The organism is Vibrio sp. 10N.239.312.D08, assembly GCF_041466145.1.
GTDB lineage: Bacteria > Pseudomonadota > Gammaproteobacteria > Enterobacterales > Vibrionaceae > Vibrio > Vibrio crassostreae_C.
In genome coordinates this window covers 1-15,187 of sequence record NZ_JBFSSD010000044.1, presented here as the reverse complement: position 1 = coordinate 15,187, position 15,187 = coordinate 1, and the positions used below count along the sequence as shown (strand labels likewise).

Sequence of the window (15,187 nt, the reverse complement as noted above, 5' to 3'; positions counted from 1 at the left end):
TCATACACGCACTAAGGAAAGAGCGAATGTTTTTCCGCATTGGTAATACGAAAATTGCTGTGGCTGCATCGGCAATTTTGTCTTCGGTTTCACTGGCTCCGGTCGCTATGGCTAGCAATGCATCCGAGCTTGAAATGCAGCGTGACGTTTATGACAAAGCGCAAGAGGTTTTAGACAGCCGTGATCTAAAAGCTTACTCCGCGCTGCGTAACAAAATTCAAACATACCCTTTAACACCTTACACCGATTATCGGGCCTTTCTGATTGGCTTAGGTGATCGCACACCTGCTGAGGTCGATGCTTTCATTGAAGAGAACAAGGCATTGCCTTTCTCCAATCGAATGCGCGCACCTTATTTGGACTCATTGGCTTCTCAAAAACAGTGGAAGACGATCCTTGAGTTTCAAACCAAAGAGCCTGTCGGTGAAAAATACCAATGTATTTATTATCGAGCGCATTACGAGCAAGGTAACCAAGAGCTTGCCTTTAAAGGAGCTAAACAACTTTGGTTGAGTGGTAGTGGTGTTGATGACGCTTGTGACCCTTTATTTAAAAGCTGGGATCAAGCTGGGCTAAGAACTGATGAGCTGATTCTGGATAGAATGCTGCTAGCGTTCGAGGGCCGTAACGGTAAGTTAATGAGCTATCTGATTAAGCAATTGGATCATGATGAGTCAATTGCTCAAGCGAAGCAGATGAAGGCGTTGTACAACAAGCCTGAAAATGTACTCGCGTTTGCTAAAAAACATCCAGCGAATGAATTCTACCAAGCTCAAACCGAGTTTGCTTTCGAGAAGCTAGCAAGGAAATCATCAAGCAGTGCTCAAAAGGTGTTTGATGATGTCATCAAGGCTCAGAAGTTTTCGAAAGAGAAATCTCAAGAGCTCGCTGATTACCTAACGTTTCGTCTGATCAACACCGACTCTGAAGAGTTAATGGTGTGGCGCGACAAAATGCTCGCGAGTTCATCAAAGCAAGTTCTGCTGGAACGACGTGCTCGCTTAGCAATTCAACATGCCGATTGGACGGGTTTGAAAGAGTGGATAGCGCGCTTGGATGATAAACATCAGGCTTCGCTTCGTTGGCAATATTGGCAGGGCAGAGCTGAAATCGCGACGGGCGATACTGACAAAGGCAATAAGCGACTGTCAGATATCTTGGGTCAGCGTAATTTCTACAGTGTGGCTGCGGCTAAGCAGTTAGGTAAGCCAGTTCAATATCCAACATCGACACTTAAATACAATGCTGAAACAGTGAAGCCATTCGACACCTCTTTGGTGCGTATTGGTGAACTGATTGACCGAGACAAAATTGCGGCAGCGAAAAGTGAATGGCGCTGGTTACTGACCAATGCAGATAAAGAGCAAAAAGAGATGCTTGCCGCTTACGCTGCGACACAGCGTTGGAATCACTTTACCGTAACAGCGAGTATCTCTGCGAAGATGTGGGATAACATTGCGCTGCGCTTCCCTGTTGCTCATAAGTGGTGGTTTAACTTCTACGCTGAAAAGCACGATCTCGATCCAATCACTTTGATGTCTTTAGCAAGACAAGAGAGTGCGATGGATTCAGAAGCTCGCTCTCCAGTTGGCGCGCGTGGCATTATGCAAATTATGCCCAAGACGGCGCAATACACAGCGAACAAACATAAGATTAAGTATCAGGGCAGCGATGATCTTTATGATGTCGGCAAAAACATTGAGATTGGCAGTCACTACTTAGATGGTTTACTCGCTCAATATGATGACAACCGTATCTTTGCGTTTGCGGCTTATAATGCTGGACCTAGCCGTGTGAAACAGTGGCGTTCACGCAGCGATGAAAAGCTCGATGCCTTTGCATTTATCGAAATGATCCCATTCAAAGAGACACGTGGCTACGTTCAGAATATCTTGATGTTTGAGACCTACTATCGAGATATCTTGGGTGAGAAAGGGACGTTTTTAGCGCCCCATGAGGCAAAAACGAAATACTAAGCCTTCGGCATTTGGCCCGAAACTGAGTAAGAATAAAGGCAGTGAGTGCGAACCATTTCCACTTACTGCCTTTTTACATTGGATCGCATCAAGTGTTTCGGTATAAAGTGTTAAACGCTTTCAATCGTTAAGCGACTCTTTAAAGTCAGAATTTAAAAGTAAGTGTAGAGATATGGCATCACAACCTGAATATGATAATTGGCAACAACTGATGGACTTGGTAAAGACGGCTGTCGAAAAAGATCAGCACGAGCTGTTGTTGACTATGATGATGACACCAGACGAGCGAGATGCTCTGGTTGCTCGAATTAATATCTTCTGTGAGCTGATGAAAGGCGATATGTCTCAACGACAGGTGAGTCAAATGCTGGGCGTAGGCGTAGCGACGATAACCAGAGGCTCAAATGAGCTAAAGGCCAAATCTGAGCAAGAGAAAATCGTGATCGCCGACCTATTGCTAAAGTAATAATGGAATTAAGCTATCACGCGATAGTATGAATACGAATTCGATAAAAAACGCTAACTGGATGTTAGCGTTTTTTGTTTCTGAAGATTGTTCTTGGAATCTTTTGAAGTTTAAGGAAGCCTCAAATACTAAATAGGAAAGTGTTCAGGATTCACAAATGGGATCAGAGCCAAAATTAAAGCTTGATGATAGACCGAACTGCGTGATAATTGGTTATGTGTCAGTAGGCCAATGGCACCACCTTTCTGTTTGATATTGTCGGTACCAAACACTTCATCCATCACATCCCCTAACTCGTTTGCATGCTCTAGTTTCTCAAGCACGGCTGGTGGCAGCATCAGACTTGCTGAACGAGACTCGCCACGTTGGCCATTCGTTTCGATCACCATCCAGGCAAAGGTGACGTTTGTTTCTATTCCCGCTTCTAGACCAACATAGAAGTCTGCATCAGGCTGAGCTTGAGTTGCGTTGTGAACTCGATTCACGGCACCTTGATAGGTTTCATCATTGCTCATCGGTTGATCGGCGACACCACTAGGGACGCTGATGCCTTTGAAATCAAATTCAGTATCAGGAAAAGCAGATAAGAACGCACTTTTAACGGCGTTTATTTTAGCTGGGTTCAGCGATGCGATGATTACAGATTTCATGTGTCGGATTCTTTTTGTTGTCGATTAGATTGAGTTGATGTTGTCGGTACCAGTCACTCAATTCTTCTAGTGGCATGGGTTTACCAAAGTAATAGCCTTGCAGCATATCGCACTGTGCATCCTGTAACCACTGGTGCATGTCTTGAGTTTCAATCCCTTCGGCGGTGACCTTTTTCCCCTGAGCATGACACAACCCGATAACTGGTTTTACGATGTTCTGGTTATCGGTTTCAATTAAGGTATCCAAAAACGCTTTATCCAATTTAATTTTCTGAGTTGGATACTGCACCAGTTGAGTGATAGAGGTGTAACCGGAACCAAAGTCATCAATCGCCAGTCGATAACCCATGCATGACAGCTCATTCAGCAATGGGAAGCCTTCTGAGTTTGAGTAAAAGGTTTCAGTGATTTCAAAATCGATTAGGCTTGGTGGAATTCGATTTAACTCCGCGTGTTCTTTAATGAAACCCGCAAGGTGAGTGGTTTCAATGCCAGCAGAAGATAAGTTGATCGACAATTGAATCGAGTGATCAAATTGAGCCTGAAGTCGATGGAATGAAGCAAACGCATTCTGTATTACCCAGCGGTCAACATGTTCAAACAGCCCGGTTTGTTCGGCTATTGGAATGAACTCATCTGGTGGAACCAAACCAAGTTGCTTTGAATTCCAACGCAATAACACCTCAACGCCAATAACATCAGTCCCGGTGGAATCCATGTAGGGCATGTAAACGAGCCTGAATTCATCATCAAAATTCTTACCTCTAAGCGCACGTTCAATATCTGCTTGGCGCTGAATGGCTTTGTCTAAATCCCGTGAATAGTCAGCAAATTGGTTTTTACCGGCACGCTTGGCTTGGTACATCGCGGTATCCGCGTTGGACAGAAGCTTCTCGATTGAGTTGCCATCATTAGGGTAGGTCGCAATACCAATACTGACCGTGATCGGAAAGCTGCCTGATTCGGTGACAAAGCCTTTTTGCAGTGGAGTGAGCAAATCGTTCGAGAATCGATGCGCGACATTTCCTCGGTGACTAGGAGCGTTAATGTAGACAACGAACTCGTCTCCAGAAAGTCGGGCTGGCATACAATGAGCGTCGAACTCCTCTTTATAGTGACGACAAATATCTGAAATACGCTGAGCAAAAGAGACCAGAATCGAGTCGCCGATTTGATGTCCGTATTTGTCGTTCACAAACTTGAAGTTGTCCAAGTCAAAATAGAGAACCCAGGTTTCGGTATTCGAACTCGGTTTTGGCAACGATTGCTGAACGAAGGTTTGAAACTGATGCCTATTGGCTATTTGGGTTAACTGATCATTTTCGGCCAAGAGCTTGGTCTGTTGGTAGGTGTTATCTAACTCTTGGTACATGTCATAAAAACGCTGTGATAGGCGGCCAAGCTCATCACGAGTGCCCAAGCGTTCGATGTTCTTACGTTGTTTTTTTTCGACTTGCTGTAGCTGTCGATCGAGCCGCGTTATTGGAGTAATCACAGTGCGAGACAGAAGCATGAGTAGAAGAGCGACAGTCACAAACGCAGACAGGGCAAACGACAAACTCAGCTTGTTCCAAATTGAATCGAGCTTGTTTTCTAATAGGAATTGCGCCGGATCGACCGTGGCGTACAGTTCTGGAGCAAGCTTGACTGAGTGGGTGACATCATTTTCCAAAGAAACCGCTATGGATGTGAAGAATAAACTGGTTTGGTAGTCGAACTCTATCTGTTTTCTCAGCGCATTAAATTTGTCGAGAGAGACAGAGACAACAACAAAGAACACATCGTCGGGTTGATTGTTAACGGTTGGGAAAATCGCTTTTCTATCTACCTTGTCATAGTGAACCAACATCCCTTCGCCTTGGGAGTTTTGAATATAGTTGGTACTCGATGTTGCTAAGGTGTCTTGATAGTGCAGGTCAACATACTCCAATATCTTACTGTCAATCTGAGTGCGTGAGTCATTGCTATTATCCGCGTAATAACGCAGTTTTCGATCACCATTAAGAAGCGCTAAACCTGTATAGCTTTCATCGTCATCTTGCAGGAAATGAATGGCTTCTCGAAGATTACTGACCAGTTCAAGATCGCGAGATAGATTTTGATCAGTGAGAAAATAACGCTTCACCATATCACTCTGGGTCAAGGTGTAAGAGTAGCTATTGAGGAACGAACGAGATTGGCGAAAGTATCCGGCTAGTTTTTCCATGTTCAGTTGAAGTGCGTTGTCTTCGCGTTTGATGAAACTGCTTTTTTGCGTCGAATAAATAATATAGCTAGAAGCCGCGGTACTGATCAGTATCACAGGGGCTATTAGTAGTAAGATTTTAGTACTTAGCTTCATAGTTAATGACAACACTATTTATAAATTAAGCGCATAAGTTTATGTTACTTAATGCTTACTCGCTATTAATTATACGTAGTTCGATGATTTCCTGTGAAGGGGGTAAGGTTTTGTCTTTATTGATAAAAAAAGCCACTAATGAGTTTTTGTTAGAAAGGCTCAAGTAGTGGAGAGAGTAAGCGTGCCGAATGTGCGAAACAAGTGAATTGTGTTTCAGGCATGCTAGGGTGAGTTTTCTTAGCGAGAATAGTACTCGACTAGAGGGTGATTTAAGTATTTGGCCTGCTGTAGGCCAAATACTTATGTTAGCTAAAAGCTGATACTCACTTTCAGCTATGACAACTTAACTTGAGTCGCTTTGATGTTCTCACTTGGGTAGCAACCCAACACCTTAAGGTGGCGAGTAATGGCTGTTAGTTCCGTTATCGCTTGTTGCATATTATCTGAATCCAGATGCGCCTCTAAATCGACATAGAACATCTCTTCCCAAGGGTTACCCATGATAGGACGAGATTCTAGCTTAGTCATGTTGATGCCTAAGCGTTGCAGGATCAGTAGTGTTTCTACCAAAGAACCCGCCTCTTGAGATGTCGACATGATGAGCGTTGTTTTCGCTGGTATTTGAGTCGATACTTCAACAGGCTTACGCGCCACAACGATGAAACGAGTGTGGTTCTCTGTTTGGTTTGCAATATTGCTCTGGATTGGCTGTAGTCCATAAAGCTTACCGCTCGATGCATTACCAATAGCAGCTACGTCATTACCACCCAATTCTTTAACTTTTTTCATTGCATCAGCGGTGCTTGCGCAAGACTCAAGGTTGACACCCTTAAGGCGGCTCAAGAACTCACTGCATTGTTGATGAGGTTGTGGGTGCGAGTAGAGTGTTTTGATGTCTTCTAAACGGATATCACTTTTAGCAACAAGGCAGTGCTCAATCGGTTGAGAAAGTTCGCCAACAATGTATAGAGTCGTATGCTGTAACAGGTCGTAGACCTCGTTAATTGACCCTGAACTGGTGTTCTCAATCGGCAGGACACCGTAGTCGGCATGGCCAGACTCTACTGTTGATGCGACTTCTTTGAAGTGATTACAGTTCAGCTCAATCAATTCCATATTCTTGCGGCTGAAGTATTCGCGGCTCGCAAGGTGAGAATACGATCCCTTAGAACCTAAGAATGCAACGCGAGCCAATGGTTTACGGCTTTGCGGGTTCGCTAGGTTTTGTAAGTATGACTGTTGTAGTAAAACGGAATCTTCGATGATGGTGTGAAACAGCTTGGTAATGTACTGCGCATCAAGTTCGTATTTATCTTTGCCGTTGTTGATCAGCTTAACTAATAGTTGTTGTTCTCGTACTGCATCACGAACTGGTTTTGATGTCTCTACTTTGCTTTTAGCGACTTCGATACTTAGCTTGCGACGCTCTGAAAGTAACTTCAGGAGTTCGTCGTCTAAATCATTAAGACGAAGGCGGATATCATCCAGTGAAATTGAGCGGTCAGTCATAAATGTGTCCTTATAAAAAAGCCTCCCTAGTGTGGGAGGCTTCTTGTTCGTTTTTGACTTGTTTTTCTAAAACGACTTAGCCTCCGATTTACGGAAGAAAAAAGAAGTCAAAAATAAACAAAGATTGAGTGTGCATAAAAAGTGATTGTTTTATGAATGTTTAAACACAATAAGCAAGCGAGCTACGAGCGTCAAGCAAAAAAATAGCGCCCTGAGGCGCTATTTTTTAATCTGTTCTCTTTCCTTATTCTACTTCAGCTTCTAGCTCTTCGATTTCAGGCTTTTCAGCGCGGCGCGCTTCTGGTTTATGGCGTAGCTTGTTGAGTTGACGCTCTAGTTTTTGTTCTACTTCGTTGATCGCTACGTAGAGGTCGTCATGGATTGATGAAGCAACAAGTTGGCCTTTTGGTACGGTTAGTACCGCTTCAAATTTCTTCTTCTTGTTTGGTTCTTCGCTAAAGCTCGCTTGGCAGCCAATGATGTCTACTTGCCATTTATCTAGCTTTTTAAATTTGCTTTCTATGTGATCACGGATTGCAGAGGTAATGTCGATGTTTTTACCAGTGATGTTCATTTTCATAGAAGTTTTCCTCTGTTGTATCCCTCATGGGTTAACTTCAGATTACGACTTTTAGGAATAAAGAATGTGATCTAGATCTTGTTTTGGTTGGGTGGGATAAGCATTAAAATCAAATGTGATCTTACGCAAGTCTTAGTATCTTTTTGGCGAAAAATGCTTGTTATCCTTATGAAAAACGATAACTTGGAGGCAAGGCTTCGCTAAAAATTAAATCAGTTTTTAGGGGCGTCCTACAGCCTATGGAAAGTGCTTGATTGAAATTTACTCAATAGTGTTTTGTGATATAGGTCTTGTAATATAGGTCGCTACATAAGCTTCTTCAGAATTAGATAAACAAAAGCCGCATAAGTATTCTTATGCGGCTTTTGTGTTTTTTAGCTTTACCTAATACCTTTGGCTCCCCAGCTCTGGGATGGAGGCGATCCTAGTCGTTAGTGTTCAGTAATCTCGCTGTGCCGTCCTCTCGGATAGCATTGATAGCTTGTAATTGTTTATAGATTACGAAGTAACGATTGATGTTGGCAACATAGGTTACGGGTTCTTTACTCACGTATTTGCGAGTGATGATTTCTACGTTTTTAAACCAGATGTTTGGGTTGTAACCTTTCTGCTTGGCAATGCTCCTCATCTTTCTGATCTTAGCAGGACCAGCGTTGTAAGAAGCCAAGGTAAAGTAGATTTGATTGTCGGGTGATATTGCCGGGTCGTCAAAATATCGGTCTTTGATAAAGCGCATATACTTCACACCCGCATGGATGTTGTTATCCACCTTATGGATGTTCTTGATGTTGACGTTTTTATCTTTGGCGGTACTCGGTAATACCTGCATCACACCAATAGCCCCGCGATGAGAAATCCGGCTCTGATCCAGTCCTGATTCTTGGAAACCTTGAGCTGACATCATCAAAGGATCAAATTCATACTTGCTCGAATACTTTTCAAAGACATCTGAGAGTTTAGCTACTCGGTCTACTTTATTGGGGTTGAGTGCTCGGCCTAACCAGCGAGTATTGTCGATGTATTTCTGGTAGATGACATTCCCAAGCAGGGTGCCTGTTCGTGCGGTCTTGACGTATTTGTTTATCTCTTTCTTCAGTTGAGGGCTGTCTTTTCTTAAAGCCCAAGCAATACGACCATTTTCTCGTAAAGGTAAGTCGTTATGGACTTGAATGTTTTCCATTACATCGATCCAGAGCTTGGCTTTATGGTTATCCAGAATTGTGCCTTGTATATAACCTTGGTTAACCAGTTCTATCAGCTCGTAGTCTTGTAATGACTCCTCGATAAAGTGGACATGCAGTGGTGGTAAACCTAGCTCGTTAAGCTCCTTATTAAATCTTTGTACACTCTCGAAGTAACTCGAGCTTGCTCGTATCCACACCTCTTTGCCACTCAATTGCTTGATTTCGGTGATAGGTTCGGCCTTTTTCCCTGTGATAATGAGTTCTTTACCATCTTTAATCATCGGATCCGAAAAATCGATGGTTCGTAATCGTTTATCGGTGATCGTTAGGTTAGCGACAGCGACATCACCATAGCCAGACTCTAAAGAGGGAAGTAGATCATCTCGTTGCACGGGGATGATTTGAACATTGAGATAGGGATGTTTCTTACGAAGGCTTTTCTCAAAGTGGTAGAGCATTTCTGCCACGATGCCTTTTGGCTTGCCATCCTCGATGTAATAGAAACCAAGATCGGCAGACACTAGCACTCTAACCGTTCCTTTGGTTTTGAGCACATCCAAGTCACCCATGTAAGGCTTATTGCTTAATGGAGACAGTTCTAATGCGTAGGATAAGTGGCTAAATAGCGATATCCAGATAAATAATAACAACCTACTCACATCCACACTCCATGTTGATGTTTTGTTAAAAGTTATCTTTTGAAGATACCGTGTATTATGCGATCCATCAAGTTTGCGATATGTAGATGAAAAAAAGCGCGCTAGTAAATTAGCGCGCTTTTAGGATTGAGATGTAAGAGGTTTGATTAAGGTAGTGGGTTTAACTCAATCAACTTTTCTGTTCTTAACACAGCGTCATCTAGGCCGAGTTGTTGATAAGCTTTTAGCTGGATATCTAAAGACTTACGCGCAGCAATGGTGTCTGGGTAAGTTTTTTGCAGCTCTTGCGTTCTGTTGATCGCAGCAATCCAAGCTTCGCGGCGTAGGTAGAAATCAGCGGTTGCTAAGTCATACTCTGCTAGGCGGTTCTTAAGTGCGAACATGCGTTTTTGTGCATCTTCAGCATAAGGGCTACTAGGGAAACGTTCGAGTAGTCGCTTGAAGTCAGCAAACGCAAGTTTCACTGGTTCAGGATCTCGGTCACTACGGTCGATATTAAAAATATCGTGCATGAAGTTTCGGTCTTGCGCCATGTGCGTTAAGCCGCGCATGTAAAGAACCCAGTCTTGTTTCTCATGCGTTGGGTTCAAACGTAGGAAACGTGAAATGGTAGCGAGGCCAAGTGCCAAGTCATCATTTTTGTAGTAAGCGTAAATCAGATCGAGCTGTACTTGCTCAGAATAGGCGCCGAATGGGTAACGTGAGTCTAGGGCTTCTAGCTTTTCTATTGCTGAAAGCCAGCTACCGCTCTGCAGTGATTCTTGAGCGTCAGAGTAGAGAACCGATGGTGGTACATCTGGCACTATCTCTTCACTACTTGAACAACCAACCAAGAGTGATACGGCTAATAGACCCGATAAAGTAAGGTGTTTCATGTCAGGCGTCGATTCCTTGAATTAAATATTTCGTAAGCTTCCGTTACTTTCTAACCAGTAACAGATACAATGATGCAATTATTCTATTTTATCCATACTAATGGGTATTAGTCTCACGGTTTTTAAAAAAGTTCGATATGGCTCAGCAGATCACATTAACAGACACAGTAAAAAGCAGCCAGTTAGGTCAACGTTTAGACCAAGCTGTCGCTGAACTATTTACCGATTTTTCTCGCTCTCGCATTAAAGAGTGGCTTCTTGACGGCAAAATCCAAGTGGATGGCGAAGTTATTACAAAGCCGCGCGTTAAGGTTTTGGGCGGTGAAGAGATCATCTTGCAAGCTGAACTTGCAGATGAAGAGCGCTGGGAAGCACAAGATATTCCTCTAAACATTGTCTACGAAGATGATGACTTATTGGTTATCAATAAGCCTCGCGATCTGGTTGTACACCCAGGCGCAGGCACACCGGATGGAACCATACTAAACGCATTGCTTTTCCATTACCCACAGATTGCAGAAGTGCCTCGTGCAGGTATTGTGCACCGTCTTGATAAAGACACAACAGGCCTTATGGTTGTGGCTAAAACGGTTCCAGCTCAAACTCGTCTTGTGCGTGCTCTTGCTAAGCGTCGTATTACTCGTGAATATGAAGCAATTGCAATTGGCAAAATGACCGCTGGTGGTGTGGTAGAGAAAGGCATTAGCCGTCATGCAACTAAGCGTACCTTGATGGATGTAAATGAATTAGGAAAGCCAGCGGTAACTCACTACCGTGTTGCTGAGCACTTCCGCGAGCATACTCGTATTCGTCTACGCCTAGAAACGGGTCGTACTCACCAAATTCGTGTTCACATGTCATACCTTCAGCATCCGCTGCTAGGTGACGTTGCATACGGTGGTCGTGCTCGTATTCCAAAAGGTGCATCTGAAGAACTAACAACAATGATTCGTTCTTTTGATCGCCAAGCACTGCACGCCGTTATGCTTAAATTTGTTCACCCAATTACAGGTGAAGAAGTTGAGTTCCACGCTCCTGTGCCAAATGACATGGTCGTGATGGCTGAAGCGTTACGTGTTGATGCGCGCGAAAACTTGGAAGACGACATTTAATCATGTCGATGATCATCCCTAACTGGAATGCACCAAAAAACGTGAAAGCATTTGCTTCGACACGTTTTGATGGTTTTTCTACTGGTGCGTATCAAGGATTAAACCTAGGTACGCATGTTGGGGATGATGCTTCGCTTGTTGAAAACAACAGAGCCTGGCTCAAGCAACACGCTAATATGCCTGCCGCTCCGGTATGGCTACATCAAACTCATTCAACAGATGTCGTTACGGTTTTACACCCTACGGCAGATATTCTTGATGCTGACGGTGCATTTACCACAGCTAAAGATGTTGTTTGTTCTGCGATGACAGCCGATTGCTTACCTGTAATCCTTACTGATACCAAAGGCACTCAAGTTGCTGCAGTTCATGCTGGTTGGCGTGGTCTTGCTGGTGGTATTCTTGAAAATGCCGTCGCAAAGTTTTCAAACTTAGGTTCAGAGAATAAGATCATTGCTTGGCTTGGTCCTGCAATAGGCAAACAAGCTTTTGAAGTAGGCGATGATGTGTTGGAAGCTTTCGTTAGTTTTGACTCTCAAGCTAAGCTCGCATTTGAAGCCAAAGCTGAACCAGGCAAATGGCTAGCGAATATGTCTCAGCTTGCAACGCAACGACTGAACAAAGTTGGTGTAACTTTTGTGACAGACTCTAATCTATGTACCTTCGCTGATGCCGATGCGTTCTATTCTTATCGTCGTGATGGTATTACTGGACGCCAAGCTACTTTTATTTGGTTAGAGTAACCTTTAACTAGTGCAACCAGTCATCCAGCTCATTTATATTTTTATAACAGCTCTATTCTTCATTCTTATCCCTTGAAAATCCGCGTTACCGTATCCATCTTCTAACCATAAGATAAACATATCTAAGAGTAGGAAGGTTGGCATGCGTCTCGATCGATTCACTAGTAAATTCCAAATTGCGATATCTGATGCTCAGTCGCTCGCATTAGGTCGTGATCACCAATATATAGAGCCTGTGCACCTAATGGTGTCTTTGCTTAATCAAGATGGTAGTGCAATTCGTCCATTGCTCACCATGCTGAATATTGATGTGGTTCAATTGCGTTCAAAGCTAAGCGAAATATTAGACCGTGTACCGAAAGTAAGTGGTATCGGTGGTGATGTTCAACTGTCGAATGCAATGGGTACTTTGTTCAACCTATGTGACAAGGTCGCACAAAAGCGTCAAGACACATACATTTCTTCGGAAGTCTTCCTACTTGCCGCAATTGAAGATAAAGGCCCTTTAGGTAACCTGCTTAAAGAGCTAGGTCTTACTGAGCAAAAATTATCTCAAGCTATCGAGCAGGTTCGTGGCGGTCAAAAAGTTGATGACCCAAATGCCGAAGACCGACGCCAAGCGTTAGAGAAGTTCACCATCGATCTGACTGAAAGAGCGGAGCAAGGCAAGCTGGATCCGGTAATTGGCCGAGATGACGAAATCCGCCGTACTATCCAAGTACTTCAGCGTCGTACTAAGAACAACCCAGTCATTATCGGTGAACCTGGTGTTGGTAAGACAGCTATCGTTGAAGGTTTGGCTCAGCGCATTATTAACAATGAAGTGCCAGAAGGTTTAAGAGGCCGACGCGTACTTTCATTAGACATGGGTGCTTTGGTAGCTGGCGCTAAATATCGTGGTGAGTTTGAAGAGCGTTTGAAGTCAGTCCTCAATGAATTGTCTAAAGAAGAGGGCAATATCATTCTCTTCATCGATGAAATTCATACTATGGTCGGCGCTGGTAAAGGTGAAGGCTCTATGGATGCCGGTAACATGCTAAAACCAGCGTTGGCTCGTGGTGAACTCCACTGTGTTGGCGCAACGACTCTTGATGAATACCGTCAATACATAGAGAAAGATCCAGCGTTAGAGCGCCGCTTCCAAAAAGTGCTTGTCGATGAACCAACGGTTGAAGACACGGTGGCGATTCTTCGTGGTTTGAAAGAGCGCTATGAACTTCATCATCATGTAGAAATTACCGACCCAGCAATCGTGGCTGCAGCAACACTATCTCATCGATACGTTTCTGATCGTCAACTGCCGGATAAAGCGATTGATCTGATTGATGAAGCGGCTTCGAGTATCCGTATGCAGATCGACTCAAAACCTGAGTCGCTAGATAAGCTCGAGCGTAAAATCATTCAATTGAAGATCGAGCAGCAAGCTCTTACCAATGAAAATGATGAAGCCAGTGAAAAACGCCTTCGAACATTACAAGAAGAGCTTTCTGACAAAGAACGAGATTTCGCAGAGCTTGAAGAAGTGTGGAATGCAGAGAAAGCCGCGCTTTCTGGCACGCAACACATCAAGTCAGAGCTAGAACAAGCTCGTATGGATATGGATTTTGCGAGACGTGCTGGTGATCTTAACCGAATGTCTGAATTGCAATACGGTCGAATCCCAGAATTAGAGAAGCAGTTAGATCTTGCGACTCAAGCTGAAATGCAAGAAATGACGCTGCTGCGTAATAAGGTCACTGATGCAGAAATTGCAGACGTGCTATCGAAGCAAACAGGCATACCTGTTTCTAAAATGCTAGAAGCCGAGAAAGAGAAGCTTCTTAACATGGAAGGTGTTCTACATAAGCGAGTTATTGGCCAAGCGGAAGCAGTCGAAGTGGTATCGAATGCGATTCGTCGTAGCCGTGCAGGTTTATCTGATCCAAACAAGCCGATTGGATCTTTCTTATTCCTTGGTCCAACTGGCGTTGGTAAAACGGAGTTGTGTAAAACACTCGCGAACTTCATGTTTGATAGTGACGATGCAATGGTGCGTATCGACATGTCTGAGTTTATGGAGAAACACTCTGTTGCTCGTTTGGTTGGTGCTCCTCCGGGTTACGTTGGATATGAAGAAGGTGGTTACTTAACAGAAGCAGTGCGTCGCAAGCCTTATTCAGTGATTTTGCTAGATGAAGTAGAGAAAGCGCATCCGGATGTTTTCAATATCTTATTGCAGGTGCTTGATGATGGACGCTTAACCGATGGACAAGGTCGTACAGTCGATTTTAGAAACACGGTAGTGATCATGACATCCAACCTTGGCTCTTCGAGAATTCAAGAGAACTTCAATACGCTCGACTACCAAGGAATAAAGAATGAAGTGATGGAAGTGGTAGGTAAACATTTCCGTCCTGAGTTTTTGAACCGAGTTGATGAAAGCGTGGTGTTCCATCCATTGGGTCAAGAGCACATTCAGTCGATAGCCGCTATTCAGCTTGAGCACCTTAAGAAGCGCATGGAAGACAATGGTTATGAGCTTGAAGTCTCGGATAAAGCACTCAAGTTGATTTCTCAAGTTGGTTTTGATCCAGTATATGGCGCGCGACCTTTGAAAAGAGCGATTCAACAAAGTGTCGAGAACCCGTTAGCGAAAGCGATATTGGCAGGAAAAATTAATCCAGATAAGAAAGTGCAGCTATTAGTAAACAACGACCGCATTATTGCTCACCAATAGTTGAAGTAAGAACGGTAGGTGCGATTGGTCGAAATTAAGGCTTGATCGTACCTATTTTGAACGCTTTGTGTGAATAGTGTTCGAACGGTCGCCGGTGGCGGCTTTTTTTCGTTTTTAGCCTTGTGCAAAGGATTATTCTCTCTATAATGCGCCTCCGTTGCCAAGGATAACCAAGCGGTTTGAACTGGGTGACAAGACGGTGATAAGCATTTAAGATGCTTTGAAAAATTAGCTGGAAAAAGTGTTTGACACTGGAATTCAATCCGCTAGAATGGCCGTCCACTTCGAGAGGCTCCTTACTAAAAGGAATGCTCGACAAGTAAAGCTCTTTAACAATTTAAACCTATCAATCTGTGTGGGCACTCGTTGATGAATA

General features: G+C 43.7%; 11 protein-coding genes and 1 other annotated feature. Of the genes, 5 read left to right on the top strand and 6 right to left on the bottom strand.

The genetic code is table 11. From position 1 onward, the window contains the following. The first annotated feature begins 26 nt into the window (after positions 1-26). Together sltY and trpR are read left to right on the top strand one after the other, a co-directional pair. Complete coding sequence (gene sltY, locus AB6D58_RS19205; protein WP_102321444.1) at positions 27-1,976, top strand: murein transglycosylase; 1,950 nt, start codon at positions 27-29, stop codon at positions 1,974-1,976. A gap of 172 nt (positions 1,977-2,148) precedes the next feature. Further along, entirely contained in the window at positions 2,149-2,442 is a 294-nt protein-coding gene (trpR, locus tag AB6D58_RS19200; protein WP_102394033.1) for a trp operon repressor, read from the top strand. A gap of 128 nt (positions 2,443-2,570) precedes the next feature. Here trpR and yjjX read toward each other — a convergent pair whose 3' ends face one another. From yjjX to AB6D58_RS19170, 6 genes are all read right to left on the bottom strand, one after another. Next, positions 2,571-3,092: an inosine/xanthosine triphosphatase gene (gene yjjX / locus AB6D58_RS19195; protein ID WP_017059359.1), complete on the bottom strand. Its 522-nt coding sequence runs from the start codon at positions 3,090-3,092 to the stop codon at positions 2,571-2,573. Beyond that, on the bottom strand, positions 3,055-5,433 hold the full coding sequence (locus AB6D58_RS19190; RefSeq protein ID WP_372152497.1) for a putative bifunctional diguanylate cyclase/phosphodiesterase: 2,379 nt from the start codon (positions 5,431-5,433) through the stop codon (positions 3,055-3,057). The genes yjjX and AB6D58_RS19190 overlap by 38 nt, the downstream gene beginning before the upstream one ends. Positions 5,434-5,766: 333 nt before the next feature. Then, positions 5,767-6,942 (bottom strand): prephenate dehydratase, encoded by a 1,176-nt coding sequence (gene pheA, locus AB6D58_RS19185; protein ID WP_017059361.1) that lies wholly within the window; start codon positions 6,940-6,942, stop codon positions 5,767-5,769. 12 nt (positions 6,943-6,954) lie between these two features. Next, positions 6,955-7,076: a sequence feature (Phe leader region), on the bottom strand. 110 nt (positions 7,077-7,186) lie between these two features. Then, positions 7,187-7,522 (bottom strand): ribosome hibernation-promoting factor, HPF/YfiA family, encoded by a 336-nt coding sequence (gene hpf, locus AB6D58_RS19180; RefSeq protein ID WP_004735034.1) that lies wholly within the window; start codon positions 7,520-7,522, stop codon positions 7,187-7,189. Positions 7,523-7,946: 424 nt separating this feature from the next. Beyond that, entirely contained in the window at positions 7,947-9,371 is a 1,425-nt protein-coding gene (locus tag AB6D58_RS19175; RefSeq protein ID WP_372158140.1) for a transporter substrate-binding domain-containing protein, read from the bottom strand. A 140-nt stretch (positions 9,372-9,511) separates the two neighbouring features. Beyond that, positions 9,512-10,240, bottom strand: coding sequence for an outer membrane protein assembly factor BamD (locus tag AB6D58_RS19170; RefSeq protein ID WP_017059363.1), 729 nt, complete (start codon positions 10,238-10,240; stop codon positions 9,512-9,514). 137 nt (positions 10,241-10,377) lie between these two features. Between AB6D58_RS19170 and rluD the strand changes: the two genes are divergently transcribed. The 3 genes from rluD (at position 10,378) to clpB (ending at position 14,811) form a co-directional block, all read left to right on the top strand. Next, positions 10,378-11,352 carry a 23S rRNA pseudouridine(1911/1915/1917) synthase RluD gene (gene rluD / locus AB6D58_RS19165; protein ID WP_017059364.1) on the top strand — a complete coding sequence of 325 codons (975 nt, stop codon included), beginning with the start codon at positions 10,378-10,380 and terminating at the stop codon, positions 11,350-11,352. 2 nt (positions 11,353-11,354) lie between these two features. After that, positions 11,355-12,095, top strand: coding sequence for a peptidoglycan editing factor PgeF (gene pgeF, locus AB6D58_RS19160; protein ID WP_372158137.1), 741 nt, complete (start codon positions 11,355-11,357; stop codon positions 12,093-12,095). 142 nt (positions 12,096-12,237) lie between these two features. Beyond that, positions 12,238-14,811, top strand: coding sequence for an ATP-dependent chaperone ClpB (gene clpB, locus AB6D58_RS19155; RefSeq protein ID WP_017062851.1), 2,574 nt, complete (start codon positions 12,238-12,240; stop codon positions 14,809-14,811). The last annotated feature ends 376 nt before the right edge of the window (positions 14,812-15,187 follow it).

Excerpts from the sequence above, each read along its gene's own strand:
- pheA (WP_017059361.1), bottom strand. The coding sequence starts at position 6,942 with ATGACTGACCGCTCAATTTCACTGGATGATATCCGCCTTCGTCTTAAT.
- rluD (WP_017059364.1), top strand. The coding sequence starts at position 10,378 with ATGGCTCAGCAGATCACATTAACAGACACAGTAAAAAGCAGCCAGTTA.
- sltY (WP_102321444.1), top strand. The coding sequence starts at position 27 with ATGTTTTTCCGCATTGGTAATACGAAAATTGCTGTGGCTGCATCGGCA.
- clpB (WP_017062851.1), top strand. The coding sequence starts at position 12,238 with ATGCGTCTCGATCGATTCACTAGTAAATTCCAAATTGCGATATCTGAT.
- AB6D58_RS19170 (WP_017059363.1), bottom strand. The coding sequence starts at position 10,240 with ATGAAACACCTTACTTTATCGGGTCTATTAGCCGTATCACTCTTGGTT.
- trpR (WP_102394033.1), top strand. The coding sequence starts at position 2,149 with ATGGCATCACAACCTGAATATGATAATTGGCAACAACTGATGGACTTG.
- AB6D58_RS19190 (WP_372152497.1), bottom strand. The coding sequence starts at position 5,433 with ATGAAGCTAAGTACTAAAATCTTACTACTAATAGCCCCTGTGATACTG.
- pgeF (WP_372158137.1), top strand. The coding sequence starts at position 11,355 with ATGTCGATGATCATCCCTAACTGGAATGCACCAAAAAACGTGAAAGCA.
- yjjX (WP_017059359.1), bottom strand. The coding sequence starts at position 3,092 with ATGAAATCTGTAATCATCGCATCGCTGAACCCAGCTAAAATAAACGCC.
- hpf (WP_004735034.1), bottom strand. The coding sequence starts at position 7,522 with ATGAAAATGAACATCACTGGTAAAAACATCGACATTACCTCTGCAATC.